General features: G+C 66.6%; 14 protein-coding genes. 8 read left to right on the top strand and 6 right to left on the bottom strand.

Annotated features, from left to right (window positions below):
* The first annotated feature begins 190 nt into the window (after positions 1-190).
* From mbfA to BRADO_RS04305, 3 genes are all read left to right on the top strand, one after another.
* On the top strand, positions 191-1,162 hold the full coding sequence (gene mbfA / locus BRADO_RS04315) for an iron exporter MbfA (protein WP_008960072.1): 972 nt from the start codon (positions 191-193) through the stop codon (positions 1,160-1,162).
* Between the two features lie 73 nt (positions 1,163-1,235).
* Positions 1,236-1,766, top strand: a complete 531-nt coding sequence (locus tag BRADO_RS04310) for a cytochrome b (protein ID WP_011924094.1) — start codon at positions 1,236-1,238, stop codon at positions 1,764-1,766.
* A gap of 81 nt (positions 1,767-1,847) precedes the next feature.
* Positions 1,848-3,317: an amidase gene (locus BRADO_RS04305; RefSeq protein ID WP_011924093.1), complete on the top strand. Its 1,470-nt coding sequence runs from the start codon at positions 1,848-1,850 to the stop codon at positions 3,315-3,317.
* Positions 3,318-3,604: 287 nt separating this feature from the next.
* Here the strand turns inward: BRADO_RS04305 and BRADO_RS04300 are convergent, their stop codons facing one another.
* Both BRADO_RS04300 and BRADO_RS04295 read right to left on the bottom strand, forming a co-directional pair.
* Positions 3,605-4,693 (bottom strand): Zn-dependent alcohol dehydrogenase, encoded by a 1,089-nt coding sequence (locus BRADO_RS04300; protein WP_011924092.1) that lies wholly within the window; start codon positions 4,691-4,693, stop codon positions 3,605-3,607.
* A gap of 286 nt (positions 4,694-4,979) precedes the next feature.
* Positions 4,980-6,764, bottom strand: a complete 1,785-nt coding sequence (locus BRADO_RS04295) for an acyl-CoA dehydrogenase family protein (RefSeq protein WP_011924091.1) — start codon at positions 6,762-6,764, stop codon at positions 4,980-4,982.
* A gap of 110 nt (positions 6,765-6,874) precedes the next feature.
* Here BRADO_RS04295 and BRADO_RS04290 point away from each other — a divergent pair, with 110 nt between their 5' ends.
* Positions 6,875-7,894, top strand: coding sequence for a glutathione S-transferase family protein (locus tag BRADO_RS04290; protein WP_011924090.1), 1,020 nt, complete (start codon positions 6,875-6,877; stop codon positions 7,892-7,894).
* Between the two features lie 102 nt (positions 7,895-7,996).
* Positions 7,997-8,698: an SDR family NAD(P)-dependent oxidoreductase gene (locus BRADO_RS04285; RefSeq protein WP_011924089.1), complete on the top strand. Its 702-nt coding sequence runs from the start codon at positions 7,997-7,999 to the stop codon at positions 8,696-8,698.
* A 420-nt stretch (positions 8,699-9,118) separates the two neighbouring features.
* Here BRADO_RS04285 and BRADO_RS04280 read toward each other — a convergent pair whose 3' ends face one another.
* Positions 9,119-9,706, bottom strand: coding sequence for a GNAT family N-acetyltransferase (locus BRADO_RS04280; protein ID WP_041756085.1), 588 nt, complete (start codon positions 9,704-9,706; stop codon positions 9,119-9,121).
* A 78-nt stretch (positions 9,707-9,784) separates the two neighbouring features.
* On the bottom strand, positions 9,785-9,988 hold the full coding sequence (locus tag BRADO_RS04275) for a DUF1127 domain-containing protein (protein WP_041756084.1): 204 nt from the start codon (positions 9,986-9,988) through the stop codon (positions 9,785-9,787).
* 112 nt (positions 9,989-10,100) lie between these two features.
* Between BRADO_RS04275 and BRADO_RS04270 the strand changes: the two genes are divergently transcribed.
* The 3 genes from BRADO_RS04270 (at position 10,101) to BRADO_RS04260 (ending at position 13,020) form a co-directional block, all read left to right on the top strand.
* Positions 10,101-11,021 carry a transcriptional regulator GcvA gene (locus BRADO_RS04270; RefSeq protein WP_011924086.1) on the top strand — a complete coding sequence of 307 codons (921 nt, stop codon included), beginning with the start codon at positions 10,101-10,103 and terminating at the stop codon, positions 11,019-11,021.
* 120 nt (positions 11,022-11,141) lie between these two features.
* Entirely contained in the window at positions 11,142-12,455 is a 1,314-nt protein-coding gene (locus tag BRADO_RS04265) for an MFS transporter (protein WP_011924085.1), read from the top strand.
* A gap of 82 nt (positions 12,456-12,537) precedes the next feature.
* Entirely contained in the window at positions 12,538-13,020 is a 483-nt protein-coding gene (locus BRADO_RS04260) for a CinA family protein (RefSeq protein WP_011924084.1), read from the top strand.
* 396 nt (positions 13,021-13,416) lie between these two features.
* Here BRADO_RS04260 and BRADO_RS04255 read toward each other — a convergent pair whose 3' ends face one another.
* Both BRADO_RS04255 and BRADO_RS04250 read right to left on the bottom strand, forming a co-directional pair.
* A complete protein-coding gene (locus BRADO_RS04255; protein WP_011924083.1) occupies positions 13,417-14,754 on the bottom strand; it encodes an HlyD family type I secretion periplasmic adaptor subunit in 1,338 nt (445 codons plus the stop codon).
* Positions 14,755-14,767: 13 nt separating this feature from the next.
* On the bottom strand, positions 14,768-16,510 hold the full coding sequence (locus BRADO_RS04250) for a type I secretion system permease/ATPase (RefSeq protein ID WP_041756083.1): 1,743 nt from the start codon (positions 16,508-16,510) through the stop codon (positions 14,768-14,770).
* Positions 16,511-16,574: the final 64 nt, after the last annotated feature.

The raw sequence follows: 16,574 nt of genomic DNA, 5'->3' as shown, positions 1-16,574 counted from the left end.
AGGTAGCTCAGCGGAAACGCGAACGGTGAATTTGCCCAGGGGTTCCCTGACTGGGGCCTGAATGCGACCTCACGAAATGTTTCGCGGCCACCGCGCGGCGGCAGTTTGACCGCGCTGCGGCAATCCATATACAGATTAGAAACGTTCTAAACAGTGGAATGTTGAGAACGTCAAATCCGGGGACCTTGGAATGAAAAATTTCGCCGACCTCACCGAGCGCGAGATCCTGGCGATCGCGATCTCGGCCGAAGAGGAAGACGGCCGCATCTACATGAGCTTCGCGGAGGACCTGGCGGAGCGGTATCCGGATTCTGCGAAACTGTTCGAGCAGATGGCCGAGGAGGAGAAGGGCCATCGCCACATGCTGCTCGAGCTCTACGAGGAGCGCTTCGGCAAGAACCTGCCGCCGATCCGGCGCGAGAACGTCAAGGGCTTCATGCAGCGCCGACCGATCTGGCTGACCAAGAACCTGTCGCTCGACGCCATCCGCAAGGAGGTCGGCACGATGGAGTTCGAGGCCGAGCGCTTCTACGCCAAGGCCGCCGAGCAGGCCAAGGACGTCGGCGTGCGCCGGCTGCTCGGCGATCTCGCGCTGGCCGAGAAGGGCCACGAGCAGGTCGCAGCGAAGCTGACCGACGAGATCCTCAGCCCCGACGTGCGTCACAAGGAGGACGAGACGCGGCGGCGCGTGTTCGTCCTGCAGTACGTCCAGCCCGGTCTTGCCGGCCTGATGGACGGCTCGGTGTCGACGCTCGCGCCGCTGTTCGCCGCGGCCTTCGCCACGCACCAGAACTTCCAGACCTTCCTGGTCGGCCTCGCCGCCTCGATCGGCGCCGGTATCAGCATGGGCTTTGCCGAAGCGCTGTCCGATGACGGCTCGCTGACCGGCCGCGGCTCGCCGTGGCTGCGCGGCGCCGTCTGCGGCGCGATGACGACACTCGGCGGCCTCGGCCACACGATGCCTTATCTCGTCCCGGATTCCTGGACCAACGCGTTCTGGATCGCGACCGCGATTGCCGGCCTCGTCGTGTTCTTCGAACTGTGGGCCATCGCCTATATCCGCGCGCGCTACATGGACACGCCGTTCCTGCAGGCGGTGTTCCAGATCGTGCTGGGCGGAATCATCGTGCTCGGCGTGGGGATACTCATAGGGGCGGCCTAGCATCGATCGCGGCCGGCGGAACTTCCGGCCGCGATCCTGATTGCGCCAAACCTATCGCAACGGAAAGCTCGTCATGACACCACGCCTGCACTACGGCACGCCCGCAAAGATCCTGCACTGGCTGGTGGTGGCGCTGCTCGCCATCCAGTATCCGATCGGCTGGCTGATGCCGGATCTGCACGCCAACACCCCGCCGGGCGCGCCGATGATCCTGCACATCTCGTTCGGCCTCACCATCCTGGCGCTGATCGTCGTGCGCTTCGTGTGGCGCCTCACACATCCGGTTGCGCCCGAAAGCTCGCTGCCGGCCTGGCAGCGGCTGAGCTCCGAGGCCGTGCACTGGATGCTCTATGTCATGGTGCTGGCCACCACCATCACCGGCTGGCTGTTCGCATCCTATCGCGGCTGGAGCGTGTCCTACTTCTATCTGTTTCAGCTGCCGATGCTCGCGGCCCGTAACCCAGCCGGCAATCGCGCCATCGACGGGCTGCACCAGGCGGCCGAATGGCTGCTGCTGATCCTGATCGTCGCCCATATCGGCGCTGCGCTGGCGCATATTTTTGTCTACCGCGATCGCGTCATGCAGCGCATGCTGCCCAGCTAGTCTCAACCGCGCAATTTCGATCAAGCGCCTGCCATCGCCCTGAGGTAGAAACGGACCTGCACGCAAACAGGGAGCAGGACCTTGGCCGCATCGCAATGGACGTTCGCAACCGCAGTCGACACAGCGAAGGCATTGGCGCGTCGCGAGATCTCGTCGGTCGAGCTGACGCAGCTCGCGATCGATCGCATCATCCGACATGACGACAAGATCAACGCCATCTGCGTGTGCGATTTCGATCGCGCACTGGCTGCCGCACGCGCCGCCGATGCGGCGCTTGCACGCGGCGAGCACGGGCCGCTGCTCGGCCTGCCACTGACGGTGAAGGAGTCCTTCAACGTCGCCGGGCTGCCGACGACCTGGGGCTTTCCGCAGCAGAAAGACTTCATTGCCGCCGAGGATGCGCTGACCGTGGCGCGCGTGAAGGACGCCGGCGGCATCGTGGTCGGCAAGACCAACGTGCCGATCGCGCTGGGCGACTGGCAGAGCTACAACGACATCTACGGCACCACCAACAACCCCTACGACCTCGGCCGCACGCCCGGTGGCTCCTCCGGCGGCTCTTCGGCAGCGCTCGCGGCGGGCTATGGCTCGCTCTCGCTCGGCTCCGACATCGGCGGCTCCTTGCGCGTGCCGGCCTTCCATTGCGGCGTGACCGCGCACAAGCCCACTTATGGTCTTGTCCCTACGCGCGGCCACACGCCGCCGCCATTCCCGCCGCTGCCGAACGAGGCGGACCTTGCGGTGGTCGGCCCGATGGCGCGCTCGGCCGCCGATCTCGCGCTGCTGCTCGACGTGATGGCAGGCCCCGATCCGCTGGAAGCCGGCAAAGCGTATCGGCTGGAGCTGCCGCCGGCGCGGCACACGCGGCTGCAGGACTTTCGCGTGCTCGTCGTCGCCAGCCATCCGCTGCTTCCGACCGACACCGCCGTGCGCGGCGCGATCGAGCGGCTCGCAGCCAATCTGGCGAAAGCGGGCGTCAGCATCGTCATGGAAAGCCCGCTGCTGCCCGATTTCGCCAGCTCCAGCCGGCTTTATATGCGCCTGCTGCTCGGCTTCCTCGGCGCAACCATGCCGCCGGACGTTCATGCCGGCGCCATCCAGGCAGCCGCGCACCTGCCCAAGGAGGCCTTAAGCCTCGGCGCCGAGCGTCTGCGCGGCATCGCGCTCAGCCACCGCGACTGGGTGCAGGCCAGCAACGCCCGTTTCGGGCTGCGCGCGCAGTGGCGAGCTTTGTTCGAGAGCTTCGACGCGGTGATCTGCCCGATCATGCCGACACCCGCGTTTCGGCACGACCACTCGCCTGACCAGACGCAGCGCCGCATCAGCATCGACGGCGTCGAGCATGACTACAATGACCAGCTCGCCTGGCCTGGGGTCGCGACCCTGCCCGGCCTCCCCGCCACGCAGATTCCGCTCGGGCTCGTCGACGGCTTGCCGGTCGGCGCGCAGATCGTCGGCCCGTTCCTCGAGGACCGCACGCCGCTGAAGCTGGCCGAACTGATCGAGCGCGAGTTCGGCGGCTTCACGCCACCGCCGATGTTTGCGGATTAGTTCACGTCAGGAGCGCTGCCCACCACCGTCGTCCCGGCCTTGAGCCGGGACCCATAGCCACCGGCGCTTTGGGAACGATGACTCGTGATTGAGCTAACTCGATAGATTCCGCGGTATGGGTCCCGGCTCGAGGCCGGGACGACAGCTGTGTACGCAGCGCCAGATCGCCCCACATCGTCATGGCCGGGCTTGACCCGGCCATCCATCCTTTCGGGAGAGACGGGATGCCCGGGTCAAGCCCGGGCATGACGGGCAACCATCGTCGATACCGGGTTGCCCCGCGCGACTCACGCATCAAATACGATCACGCTACGCAAGGTCTTGCCCGCCTTCATGTTGGCAAAACCCTCGTTGATCTCCGACAGCTTCAGCTTGGCGGAGATCCAGTCCTCCAGGTGCAGCTTGCCGCGCAGGTAGAACTCGACGAGGCGGGGCATGTCGACGCGGAAATGGTTGGAGCCCATCGACGAGCCCTGGATGCGGCGCTCGCGCAGGAAGTCGAAGCCGTGCAGCTCGATCTTCTGGCCGAACGGGATCATGCCGACGATGGTCGCGGTGCCGCCCGGCGCGAGCATCGCGAACGCCTGCTCGGCCGTCTCCTTCCGCCCCAGCACCTCGAAGGCGTGGTGGACGCCGCCCTTGGTGAGCTCGCGCACCTGCGCCACGACATCACCATCGAGGGGATTAATGATGTCGGTGGCGCCGAGCTTGGTCGCGAGCTGCAGCTTGGCCGGATTGGTGTCGATGGCGATGATGCGGCCGGCGCCCGCGATCTCGGCGCCGTTGATCGCGGCCATGCCGACGCCGCCGCAGCCGATCACGGCGACCGTCTCCCCCGCCGTCACCCGCGCTGTGTTGACGACAGCGCCATAGCCGGTGATGACGCCGCAGCCGATCAGCGCGGCGAGCTCGAGCGGCATGTCGTTGCGGATCTTCACGATCGCGTTCTCGTGTACCAGCATCTGCTCGGCGAAGGACGACAGGTTGAGAAACTGATGCAGCTTCTCACTTCGTCCCCATGACAGCCGGTTGGAGGCGCCGGGCGGCATTTTCACCGTGGTGTCGGTGCACAGCACCGGGCGGCCCGTGGTGCAGTTGTCGCAGGTGCCGCAGAACACCGAAAGACAGGTGACGACATGATCGCCGGGCTTCACATAGGTGACGTCTGAGCCGACCTGCTCGACGATGCCGGCCGACTCATGGCCGAGCACCGCCGGCAGCGGATGCGGATAGAGTCCCTCGATGAAGTGCAGATCCGAATGACAGAGGCCGGCGACGGCCGTCCGGATCAGCACTTCGCGCGGCCCGGGCTTGGGCACGCTGATGTCCTCGATCACCAGCGGCTTGTTGACCTCCATCAGCACGGCGGCTTTCATTGACGTTCTCCCTGTTTGTTATGATTTGAGCGAGCGGCGTAGCCGATCGCCTTCCGGCGCTCATGACTGCGCCCTCTCCCCTTGTGGGAGAGGACTACACAGACGCCAGCAACGAACTCGCCAGGGTGAGGGGTTCGTGCGTCGCACTCAGCTCCTCGCCCGCGGCAACCCCTCACCCGGCTTTCATGCTGCGCATGAAAGCCACCCTCTCCCACAAGGGGAGAGGGTGCACCGAGCGCGTGGCGTCAGCTTCGTTCCGCATGTCACTTCATATCTCCTCGCCAGCCTAGGCCACAGATATCAGTTCGCCAACCTCCTGCATCGTCGCATCGCGCTCGCCGAGGAGCAGCGTTGCAATCGCATCATCCGTGTTGTTTTCCGCGAGCTGGAATGGATCGGACGGCATCAGCCGATGATCGACGACGAGCTTGGCCAACAACAGGCGCCGGGCGTCGCCGCGCGTGGCGTAAATGCGCGCGCTTTCCCAAGTGAGCGAGACCACGCTGGCCGTGTGATACAGCAGACTCGTCGCACGGCGCGACTCGGCCTCATTGTCGGCGCGGCCGGCGACCTCGCGTGCGAAGCCGACGGCGCGATCGACGAGGCGATGCAGCTGATCGCGCCACGCCTGCGGCACGGCGGCGCTGTCGTCGAGCCGCGCATGCAGATCGGCTGCCAGCGCCGACTCGGCGCCGTGACGGCCGACGGCCCGCTTCAGCGCATCCAGCGCGACGATGTTGCCGGTGCCCTCCCAGATCGAGCCGAGATGCGCGTCGCGCAACAGCCGCGCCGTGACGAACTCCTCGACATAGCCGATACCCCCACGCATCTCCAACGCATCGCCGCAGACCTTGCGGGCATCGCGCGTCGCGCGAAATTTTAAAGTCGGCGTCAGGATGCGCAGCAGCGCCGCGGCGTCCTGGCTGCCGGCCTCGGCGCGATCCAGCGCATCGGCGGTGAGGAAGCTCATGGACAGCGCCTGCTCGGTCGGCAGCAGGATCTTCATCAGCTGGCGACGGCCGAGCGGCAGGTCCACGATGCGCTGTCCGAACACCACGCGATTACGCGCCACCGTGATCGCATCGTGCCAGGCGCGCCGCATCAGCGCCGTCGACTTCACACCATTGGAGAGTCGCGAGGAGTTGACCATCTCGGCCATCTGCACGAAGCCGCGATCGAGCCGGCCGACCGCATAGGCGATGGCACCTTCCAGCCTGATCTCACCCGACGCCATCGAACGCGTGCCGAGCTTGTCCTTCAGGCGCACGATTCGATAGTGGTTCTGCGTGCCGTCATCGAGGAAGCGCGGCATCAGGAACAGGCCGACTCCGCGCGTGCCGGGCTCGGCGCCTTCGGGACGCGCCAGCAGCATCACCACCTTGGCATCGGCATTGGAGCAGAACCATTTCTCGCCATGCAGGCGCCAGTGGTCGCCCTCGGGCACGGCGACCGTCGTCAGCGTGCCGACGTCGGAGCCGCCTTCCTTCTCGGTCATGAACTGGCCGCCCTGGGTCAGCTTGCGCATGTCGGTCTGCGTCAAGCCGTCAAGGTACTTCGCCTTGAGCGCATGGCTCCCGAAGCTCGCCAGCAGCTTGGCGCAGCCATCGGTCACGTTGATCGGACAGCCCAATCCGAACTCCGCCTGATTGAACAGGAAGGTGAAGGCGTGCTTGGCGGCGACGGGATATTTCGCCGGCCAACCGAGAATGCCCTTGCGGATCGACATCGCATGGATCCCGAACTCGCCGAAGGCGGCGCGCTCGAGCTCGCGATAGGCGGGGTGATATTCGATCCACTGGGCGTCGCGGCCGAAGCGGTCGCGCTGGTGCAGCACCGGTCCATGGCGGTCGGCCAGCCGCGCGCATTCGTCGAGATAGCCGCCGGCGAGCTCGCCGAGCCGGTCGAGATGCGGCACGAGATGCCGAAACAGCGCGTCGGGCAGATGGATGCGCAGGAGGTCGGAGAGCGCGGGATCGGCGCGGTAGAAGTTGAGCCCGGTGGTATCCGGGGCCAGCAGCTCGGGCCTCTTCCCGCCGGTCATCACGTCATCGCGCTTCAGGAACTGATGCATGATCGGTAAGCCCTCGTTCGTTTGCGCCAGTCTTCTTACGGACTCTTCGACAGGTTGCGCCTGATCGGATACACAACAGGCACGGCTCGCGCCGAACCGGGAGCAGATCCATGACCCATCAGCCGACGGAGGTTTATCGCATCTTCGGGGCGGAGATGTCGCCCTATTCGGTCAAGGTGCGATCGTATCTGCGTTACAAGGGTATTCCGCATCACTGGATATTGCGCAGCGCGGAAACCGAGACGGAGTTTTCCCGCCACGCCAAGCTGCCGATCATTCCGCTGGTGGTCGCGCCCGACGAGGCGCCGATGCAGGACTCGACGCCGATCATCGATGCGCTCGAGCTCGCGTTCCCGGAGCCGTCGGTCCATCCCGGCGACGTGCTGACGAGCTTCATCTCCGCTCTGATCGAGGAGTTCGGCGACGAGTGGGGCAACAAATGGATGTTCCATTATCGCTGGGCCGGCGAGCTCGACCAGCGCGCCTCGGCCGGGCGCATCGCCCGCATGGTCGCGCCGAAGACCGCCGACGCCGATATCGCCCGGCTGTCGGAGAAGATCCGCGCGCGCATGGTCGAGCGCCTCGCTTATGTCGGCTCCAACGAGGCCAACGCGCCGCAGATCGAGCAGGGCTTCGTCGAGATGCTCGACCTGCTGGAGCGGCATCTTGCGCTGCGGCCCTATCTGTTCGGCGCAAGGCCGGCCTATGGCGATTTCGGGCTGTGGGGCCAGTTCTACGAGCTGTGGACCGATCCGACCGCCGGCGCCCTGATCGAAGGCCGCGCCCCGCATGTGCTGGCCTGGATCCATCGCATGCTGTGGCCGCGCGGCGAAGGGGCGTTCGAGCTGTGGCCGGAATTGTCGCTGACATTAATGCCGATCCTGACCCGACAGGTCGGCGCGCTGTTCATGCCGTGGTCGCTCGCCAACGAGCAGGCGATCGCGCAGAACCGCGATCAATTCAGCGTCCAGCTCGGCGATGTCGTGTGGACGCAGAAGCCGCAGAAATATCATGCGCGCTCGCTCGCCATGCTGCGCTCGAAATACGCCTTCCTGCACGACCGCAGCCGGCTCGACGTCGTGCTGGAGGAGATCGGCTGCCTCGCCGCCCTGCAGCCGCGCCCGGCCTGATCTCAGGCAAAATTGTGGGGATGGGTGGTGGGCAGTTGGCCTTGGCTGCACTAGCTTGAGGGCCGCGGACGCTTTGCCAAGCATCTTTCAAGGACATGCCTCATGGACATCCCAGCCTACAAGATCGCCTTGATCGTCGGCGCCGGCGAAGGGCTCTCCGCCTCGCTGGCGCGGCTGTTCGCGCGCGAGAAGATCCGCGTCGCGCTGGCCGCGCGCAAGACCGAGAAGCTCGGCGCGATCTGCAGCGAGACCGGCGCCCGTGCCTATCCGTGCGACGCCACCAATCCGGAGGAGGTCGAGCGGCTGTTCGGCCTGGTCTCGCGCGAGATCGGCGAGCCCGATCTCGTCGTCTACAATGCCAGCGCCCGGGCGCGCGGGCCGCTCACCGATCTCGTCCCGGCCGATGTGCAGAACGCGATCGCCGTCAGCGCGTTCGGCGGCTTCCTGGTGGCGCAGCAGGCGGCGCAGCGCATGCTGCCGAACAAGCACGGCGCCATCCTGTTCACCGGCGCCTCGGCCAGCGTGAAGGGATACGCCCAATCGGCGCCATTCGCGATGGGCAAGTTCGCGCTGCGCGGCCTGGCCCAGAGCATGGCCCGCGAGCTGTCGCCGCAAGGCATCCACGTCGCGCATTTCGTCATCGACGGCGGCATCAGGAGCGCGGCGCGGCAGGAGCCGGCCGAGCGGCCGGATTCGATGCTCGATCCGGATGCGATCGCCGCCAGCTATTGGAGCGTGCTGCAGCAGCCGCGCAGCGCCTGGAGCTGGGAGATGGAGCTGCGTCCCTGGGTGGAGACGTTCTGAGGGTTGATGTTCTGTAGCATGGGCAAAGACAAGCCGCGGGACGCGCAGCATCACGCGGGGCGACGTGCCCACCATTGGCGCCGCGCGCTGGCTGAGGGACGGTGGGCACGGCGCGCCGACAGCACGTCACGCGGAAGCCGTGAACGCGCTTTTCCCACCCCACGAACCGCTGCCGACGAGGCCGGTTCGAGCCCCACTCTCGCCTCGTCATTGCGAGCGCAGCGAAGCAATCCAGGACCGAGCAAGGACTCTGGATTGCTTCGCTGCGCTCGCAATGACGCGGACAGGTCTTTGCCTCATAGCAGCCGTCATCGCCCGGCCTTGGCCGGACGATCCCGCAAACGCGACTGATAGCTCAAGATGCGGTGAGGCCGCGGCGTACTGGATGGCCCGCCTTCGCGGGGCATGACAATCGTCATGTCAAACGCGTGCAACCGTCGGCATGGCGTGCCCCGGTGAGAGCGCACGGCTCAACCCCTTCTCGAATCTCACCAGCGTCCAATCATCCGCATGCGGCTGGATCGTGAAGCCCGCCTTGCGGACGAGCGCGATCATCACGTCGTTGGTGCGAAGCGCGTCGCCTGACAGCGTCAGGCCGCCAAGCGCGCGGGCGCGACGTTCCAGCTCTGCGATCAGCGCCGGGCCGATGCCGTGGCCGTGCCAGCGGTCTTGCACCGAGAGGCCGAACTCGACACGGCCCGTGGCGCGGTCGAGCGCATAGCGCGCTTCGGCCACGATCTGGGCGACACCGTCGTGCTCCATCATGCCGACCAGGCTATAGCGGTCGTTGCGGCCGAGCGCGACGAAATCATCGAGCACGGCTTTCGGCAGTTCGCTGAGCGCACCGAGGAAGCGCCTGCTGCGCGAGCGCGGGCTCAGCGCGCGGATGTAGGCCTGAAGCGCGTCGGCGTCGGCCGGTGTCACAAAGCACAGACGCACCTCGTCACCGCGCCGCGTGTGAATGACATCCGCTCCGACAGCGGAGGCGGCGACAGCGGGCGTCGGCATGGCGGGCTCCTGGGAAAAGAGGTGCCGGCGCGGCTCCCATCGCGGAGCGGCGCCGGCGGGGCGGGCCGAGTGAGGGGCTCAGGCCCGCCAGAACGGTTTGTCGATCTCGGCGGCGATATCGCTGCGGGAGAGGCCGAGGTCGTGCAGGTCCCGCTCCGACCACTGCGCCAGCTCGTGGCGGGTGCGATGCCGGAAGCGCCAGGCCGCCAGCAGCTCGGCAACGCCGGACCAGAACCCCGGGCCATGATGTTTCGTCATTGACGAGGAGACGTAAAGGGACATGAAAGCCTCCTGATAAAGCGTGAAGCTGCAATATCGAGGGCTTGCCTTTCATCTACAAACGACATTTATTACCGTTTCGGATGAAATAAGCTCATGAATGAAGGAGACGCGGATGGCGCGGCTACCGTCGCTGAATGGGTTGCGGGCGTTCGAGGCCGCGGCGCGGCATCTGAGCTTCACCCGCGCCGCCTCCGAGCTGAACGTCACGCAGACGGCCATCAGCCATCAGATCAAGCGCCTGGAGGACGAGCTCGGCATCCGCCTGTTCCTGCGCCAGAACCGCAGCCTCGCGCTGACGCCGCAGGCCCGCGACTATCTTCCGCTGGTGCGGGCCGCCTTCGACGATCTGCGCTTGGCGACCGAGCGGCTGGTGCGGAAGGATAACGCCAAGGTGCTGACCGTCTCCACCATCGCCTCGCTCGCCGCCAAATGGCTGCTGCCGCGGCTGACGGCTTTCCAGGAAGCTCATCCCACCATCGACGTCCGCATCACCACCTCGACCGGGCTGGTCGATTTCCGCAAGGACGATGTCGACGCCGCCATTCGCTACGGCCGCGGCCACTGGCCAGCGGTGCGTGCGGAATGGCTGATGGCTGATGAGCTGTTTCCGGTGTGCAGCCCGGCGCTGCTGCAGGGAACCAAGCCGCTGCGCAGCCCCGAGGACCTCGCGCATCACACGCTGCTGCAGGCGAGCGGTGGCTATGACGACGACTGGCGGCTCTGGCTGACGGCAGCGGGCCTGCCTGTCGAGATGTCCCGGCAGAGCCGGCTGAGCTTCGACCTGTCGCTGATGACCGTGCAGGCGGCGATCGACGGACTCGGCGTCGCGATCGGGCGCACGGCCTACGTCCAGGACGATATCGCCAAGGGGCGCCTCGTGGTTCCGTTCGAGATGATGCTCCCGAGCGACGCCGGCTTCTATCTGGTCACGCCGGAGGCGCGCACCGATCCGCCGAAGCTCAAGGCGTTTCGGCAATGGCTCAAGAGTGCGGCGCAGCAGAAGAACGTCTCGTTGAATCCCCTTCCGCCTTAAGGATTTGGCGTCAAATCTATTGGCCGGCACGATGTCGCGTGGCAGATTGCCACACCCTTTCTCATCGGCCGGCGCAGAAGTTCTTCCGCACGAGCCACTCGACGGTAGGAGTTTTCTCGCGTGTCATCGACCCCCATCCAGCAGCCGGCCACCATCAAGTCGCGCATCGGCGCGATCCTGCGCGCCACCAGCGGCAATTTCCTCGAGCAGTTCGACTTCTTCCTGTTCGGATTCTATGCGGCCGCGATCGGCAAGGCGTTCTTCCCGTCCACCGACGAGACGGCGTCGCTGCTCAACACGTTCGGCGTGTTCTGGCTCGGCGCGCTGATGCGCCCGGTCGGAGCGATCGTGCTCGGCGCCTATATCGACAAGATCGGCCGCCGCCAGGGCCTGATCGTGACGCTTGGCATCATGGCCGCCGGCACTGTCGTGATCGCGTTCTGCCCGACCTATGAGACCATTGGCGTCGCTGCGCCGATCATCGTCCTGCTCGGCCGCCTGCTGCAAGGCTTCTCGGCCGGCGTCGAGCTCGGCGGCGTGTCGGTCTATCTGTCGGAGATCGCCACGCCCGGCAATCGCGGCTTCTACACCTCGTTCCAATCGTCGAGCCAGCAGGTCGCGATCTTCGTGGCCTCCATTCTCGGCTATCTCCTGAGCGAATCCATGCCGGCGGCGACCGTGACCGCGTGGGGCTGGCGCATCCCGTTCTTCGTCGGCTGCCTGATCATTCCGCTGATCTTCTTCCTGCGCCGCACGCTGGAGGAGACGCCGGCGTTCCTGGCGATGAAGAAGCACCCGACCACCAGCGAGGTATTCGCCTCGGCACTCGCCAACTGGCGCATCGTGCTGCTCGGCATGATGATCGCGATCCTGACCACGACGACGTTCTACTTCGTCACCGTCTACACGCCGACCTTCGGCAAGACCGTGCTGAAGCTCTCGACCGCCGATGCACTGCTTGTGACGCTGCTGGTCGCCGTCACCAACTTCATCTGGAACCCGGTCGGCGGCGCGCTGTCCGACCGTATCGGCCGCAAGCCGGTACTGATCGGAATCGCCGTGCTGTCACTGCTGACGGCCTATCCGGCGCTGAGCTGGCTGGTGTCGGCACCGACCTTCGGCAAGATGCTGGCGGTCGAGATGATGTTCTCGTTCTATTTCGGCATGTACAGCGGCACCATGCTCGGCGCGCTGGTCGAGATCGTGCCGGCGCATGTCCGCACCACCTGCTTCTCGCTGGCCTTCGCGCTCGCAGCCGCACTGTTCGGTACCTTCACGCCGTTCGCAGCGACCTGGCTGATCGAGAAGACCGGCGACAAGGCCTCGCCCGGCTTCTGGCTGATGTTCGCCGCCGCGCTCGGCATCATCGCCGCGCTGACCGTCTATCGCGGCGGCCAGCAGGCGGTGGCGGCGCGCGAGCCTGCCGCGGCCTGATCGGCTTGTTTGTTGACGCCAAGGGCGGCATCATCCGATGCCGCCCTTTTTGTTTGCGGCCGGAGCGGGAGCAAGGTCTGTGATGGATGAACTGATTGTCGTTGCCGAGCAGGTCGCCGCCCGGCTGATCGCGCGCAAGCAGACCATTGCCGTCGCGGAGTCGTCCGCTGGCGGGCTCATCGCCGCCGCACTGCTTGCGGTGCCCGGCGCGTCGGCCTACTTCCTCGGGGGCGCCGTGGTCTATACGCGCGACGCGCGACGCCTGCTGATGGACATTCCGGACGAAGCGATGAAGGGCATCCGCTCCGCGTCGGAGCCCTATGCGCAGTTGCTGGCGCGGCAGATCAAGTCGCGCTTCGCCACCGACTGGGGCCTGTCGGAGACCGGCGCCGCCGGCCCCACCGGCAACCGTTATGGCGACGCGGCAGGCCACGCCTGCTTCGCCGTCGCCGGCACGGCATCAGCCGTGGTGACGCTGGAAAGCGGCCGCACCGACCGCTTCGCCAACATGCAGCTATTCGCGAAGAGCGCGCTGGAGCTGCTGCTCAAGCATCTCGACGCATGAACCGCTGTCGTCCCGAACAAGCCCGCTGACGCGCAGCGCCGGCGGGCGCCGATCCGGGACCCAGACCGCGTGATCTCGCTTGTGGCAGGCTGAGCGTCGACCTGCTGCGCAAACCAACGTCCGCCGGTGGTTATGGATCCCCGCGTGCGCGGGGATGACAGCGGAGGGTAAGGCACGCAGTTCGCTCCACCAACGGCGTCGTCCCGGACAAGCTCGCCGGCGCGAAGCGGCGGCGGGCGCCGATCCGGGATCCATACCGCGTGATCTCGCTTGTGGCAGGCTGAGCATTGACCTTCGCGCAAGCCAACAACTGCCTGTGGTTATGGACCCCGGCGTTCGCCGGGATGACACTGAATGTGAGGCGCCGGATGTGAGCCCAGCGAGCAGCCGCCGCCCTCACTTCTCCCGGAACGCGCGCATCAGCTGGTCGTGCAGCGGCTTCATCAGATAGGAGATGACGGTGCGGTCGCCGGTCTGGACGAAGGCCTCGACCGGCATGCCCGGGATCAGCTTGACGTCACCCAGACGCGCGATCTCCTCGGGCGGCATCGAGACGCGGATGGTGTAGTAGCTCTGGCCGGTGCGCTGGTCGGTGGTGACGTCGGGCGAGACGCGGCTGACGACGCCGTTCAGCTCTGGCGTGGTGCGCTGGTTGAAGGCGGACAGCCGCAGCAAGGTCTTCTGGCCGACCTGCAGCTTGTCGATGTCCTGCGGATTGACCTTGGCCTCGACCTGCAGATCGTCGCTCTGCGGCACGATCAGCATGATCGTATCGCCGGCGGTGATCACGCCGCCGACGGTGTGCACCGAGGACTGCAGCACCATGCCGTCCTGCGGCGCGCGGATATCGACGCGGCGGAGCTGGTCCTCGGCGGTGACCTTGCGCTCCACGAACTCGCCGATCTTGTCGGTGGTCTCGCGCAGATCCTTGGAGACCTCGCTCACCATGTCCTTGTCGACCTGGATGATCTGCAGCTCGGTCTCGCTGATCTTGCCCTTGGCCTGAGCGCGGGCGGCGATGTACTGCGCGCGCTCGCCATTGAGGCGGGCCGCGTCGCGCTCCAGCGTCGTCAAACGCGACAGCTGCACGAGGTGCTGCTCGTAGAGCTGGCGCACGCCGTCGAGCTCCTTCTGCACCAGCGCGATCTCCTGGTCCTTGGCGGCGACCTGCGCCGAGAGCCCTTCGATCTCCTCGCTGAGCTGGGCGACGCGCTCGCGCAGCTGCGCCTTCTGGCCGATGCGACCGTTGACACGGACCTCGAACAGCTTGGTCTCGCTCGCAGTCAGGCTCTTGACGTCGGGATCGCTCATCCGCTCCAACAGCTGCTGCGGGAACAGGATCTTGGCCCAGCCGCGCTGCTCCGCCTCTAACCGGGCCGCGCGCGCCTGCAGCGCATCGAGATTCTTGGTGACGATGGCGAGCGAGGCCTTGGTCACGGTGTCGTCGAGCCGGACGACGATGTCGCCAGACTTGACGACATCACCATCACGCGCGCGGAGCTCGCCGACGACGCCGCCGGTCGGATGCTGCACCTTCTTGACGTTGGACTCGACCACGATCTGGCCGGGCGCGATCAGCGCGCCGGAGATCTGCTGCGTGGCGGCCCAGCCGCCCATGCCGCCGGCCACCGCGAGCACCACGGCCATGCCGACGATGAGGTGGCGCCGGATCGACTGCTTGGCGCTCTCCGGCTTCAGACCCGGGATCGGACCGGTGATGACCTGACTGCTCATGCGGTCCTGCTCCTCACGACTTCGTCACGCCGGCTTCGGAGACGATCTTGATCGGCGCCGCGGGCCGCGGCTGCAGCACCTGCGCGAGCACGGTCTCCTTCGGCCCGAACGCCTGCGCGCGGCCATCCTTCATGACCAGCACCTGATCGACCGCCTCGATGCCGATCGGCCGGTGCGCCACCACGACGACGATCGCACCGCGCGCCCGCGCCGAGCGGACCGCGCGCGACAGCGCCTCGTCGCCCTCGGTATCGAGATTGGAGTTGGGCTCGTCGAGCACGATCAGGAACGGATTGTCATAGAGCGCGCGCGCCAGCGCCACGCGCTGGGCCTGGCCGGCCGACAAAGCCGCGCCCTGTTCGCCGATCTGCGTGTCGTAGCCGTCGCGCATTTTGATGATGATGTCGTGCACGCCGGCCTCCTTGGCGGCGGCGATGATGCCGTCAGCGGAAGCGTTGGGATCGAAACGGCTGATGTTCTGCGCCACGCTCCCCGCGAACAGCTCGACATCCTGCGGCAGATAGCCGATGTGGCGGCCGAGCTCGTCGGTCGACCATTGGTCGAGGGCGGCGCCATCGAGCCGGACATGGCCGCGCACCGGACGCCAGACGCCGACCAGCGCGCGCACCAGCGACGACTTGCCCGACGCGCTCGGGCCGATGATGCCCAGACCGTTGCCCGCCGACAATGCGAAGCTCACATCCTGGACGATCGCCTTGCTGTCGCCGGGCGCGACGATCGAGATGCCCTCGACCGAGAGCTTGCCGACCGGCGGCTGCAGCTGGGTCGGCGGTGCGCGGTCCGGCATGGTCTGCAGCAGCTGGTTGAGCCGACGCCAGCTCTGGCGGGCGGCGACGAAACTCTTCCAATGCGCGATGGCGAGGTCGACCGGCGCCAGCGCCCGGGCGCTCAGGATCGAGCCGGCGATGATGATGCCCGCGGTGGCCTCCTGGTGGATCACCAGATAGGCGCCGACCGCGAGCACCGCCGACTGCAGCATCATGCGCAGCACCTTGGCGATCGCCCCGAGGCCGCCAGCGACGTCGCTGGCGCGCTGGTTGCCGGCGAGATATTTCTCATTGGTCTCACCCCAGCGCTGCAGCATCCGCCCGGTCATGCCCATCGCGACCAGCACCTCGGCATTGCGCCGGCTGGCACTGACCAGATCGTTGCGGCGGGCGGCGAGGCCCATCGCCTCCTTGGCGGGCGTTCGGGTGAGGAACTCGGTGACCAGCGTCAGGGTCACCAGGATGATGGCGCCGACCAGCGCGGTGACGCCGAGCAGCACGTGGAAGGCGAAGCAGATCGCCAGATACAGCGGCAGCCAGGGCAGATCGAAGAACGCGCCCGGCCCCTGGCTGCCGAGAAAGCTCCTGATGTTGTCGAGATCGCGCAGCGGCTGCAGGCCCTCGTTGCGGCCGCCGGCCGACAGCGGCAGCCGCACCACGGTGTCGAACACCCGCGCATTCAGGCTCTCGTCCAGCGCGGTGCCGATTCGGCCGAGGATGCGGCTGCGGATCATGTCGAGCGCGCCCTGGGCGATGTAGAGGCCACCGGCAATGATCATGAGGCCGATCAGGGTCGGCACCGAACGGCTCGGCAGCACCCGGTCATAGACCTCGAGCATGAAGATCGAGCCGGTGAGATACAGCAGGTTGATGATGCAGCTCATCACCCCGACGCCGATGAAGGCGCTGCGGCAGCCGCGCAAGGCATCGCCGAGCTCGGATTGCCTCGCGTGAGGTGCGGCCGCCATCACCACCTTCTCTTCAATTGATCAAATGAGCTGCACGACCGCCGATCAAAAGCACAAACTGGCG

Source organism: Bradyrhizobium sp. ORS 278, assembly GCF_000026145.1.
GTDB lineage: Bacteria > Pseudomonadota > Alphaproteobacteria > Rhizobiales > Xanthobacteraceae > Bradyrhizobium.
Note: the sequence above shows the minus strand (reverse complement) of the source record. Positions and strands in the feature narration are given on the sequence as shown.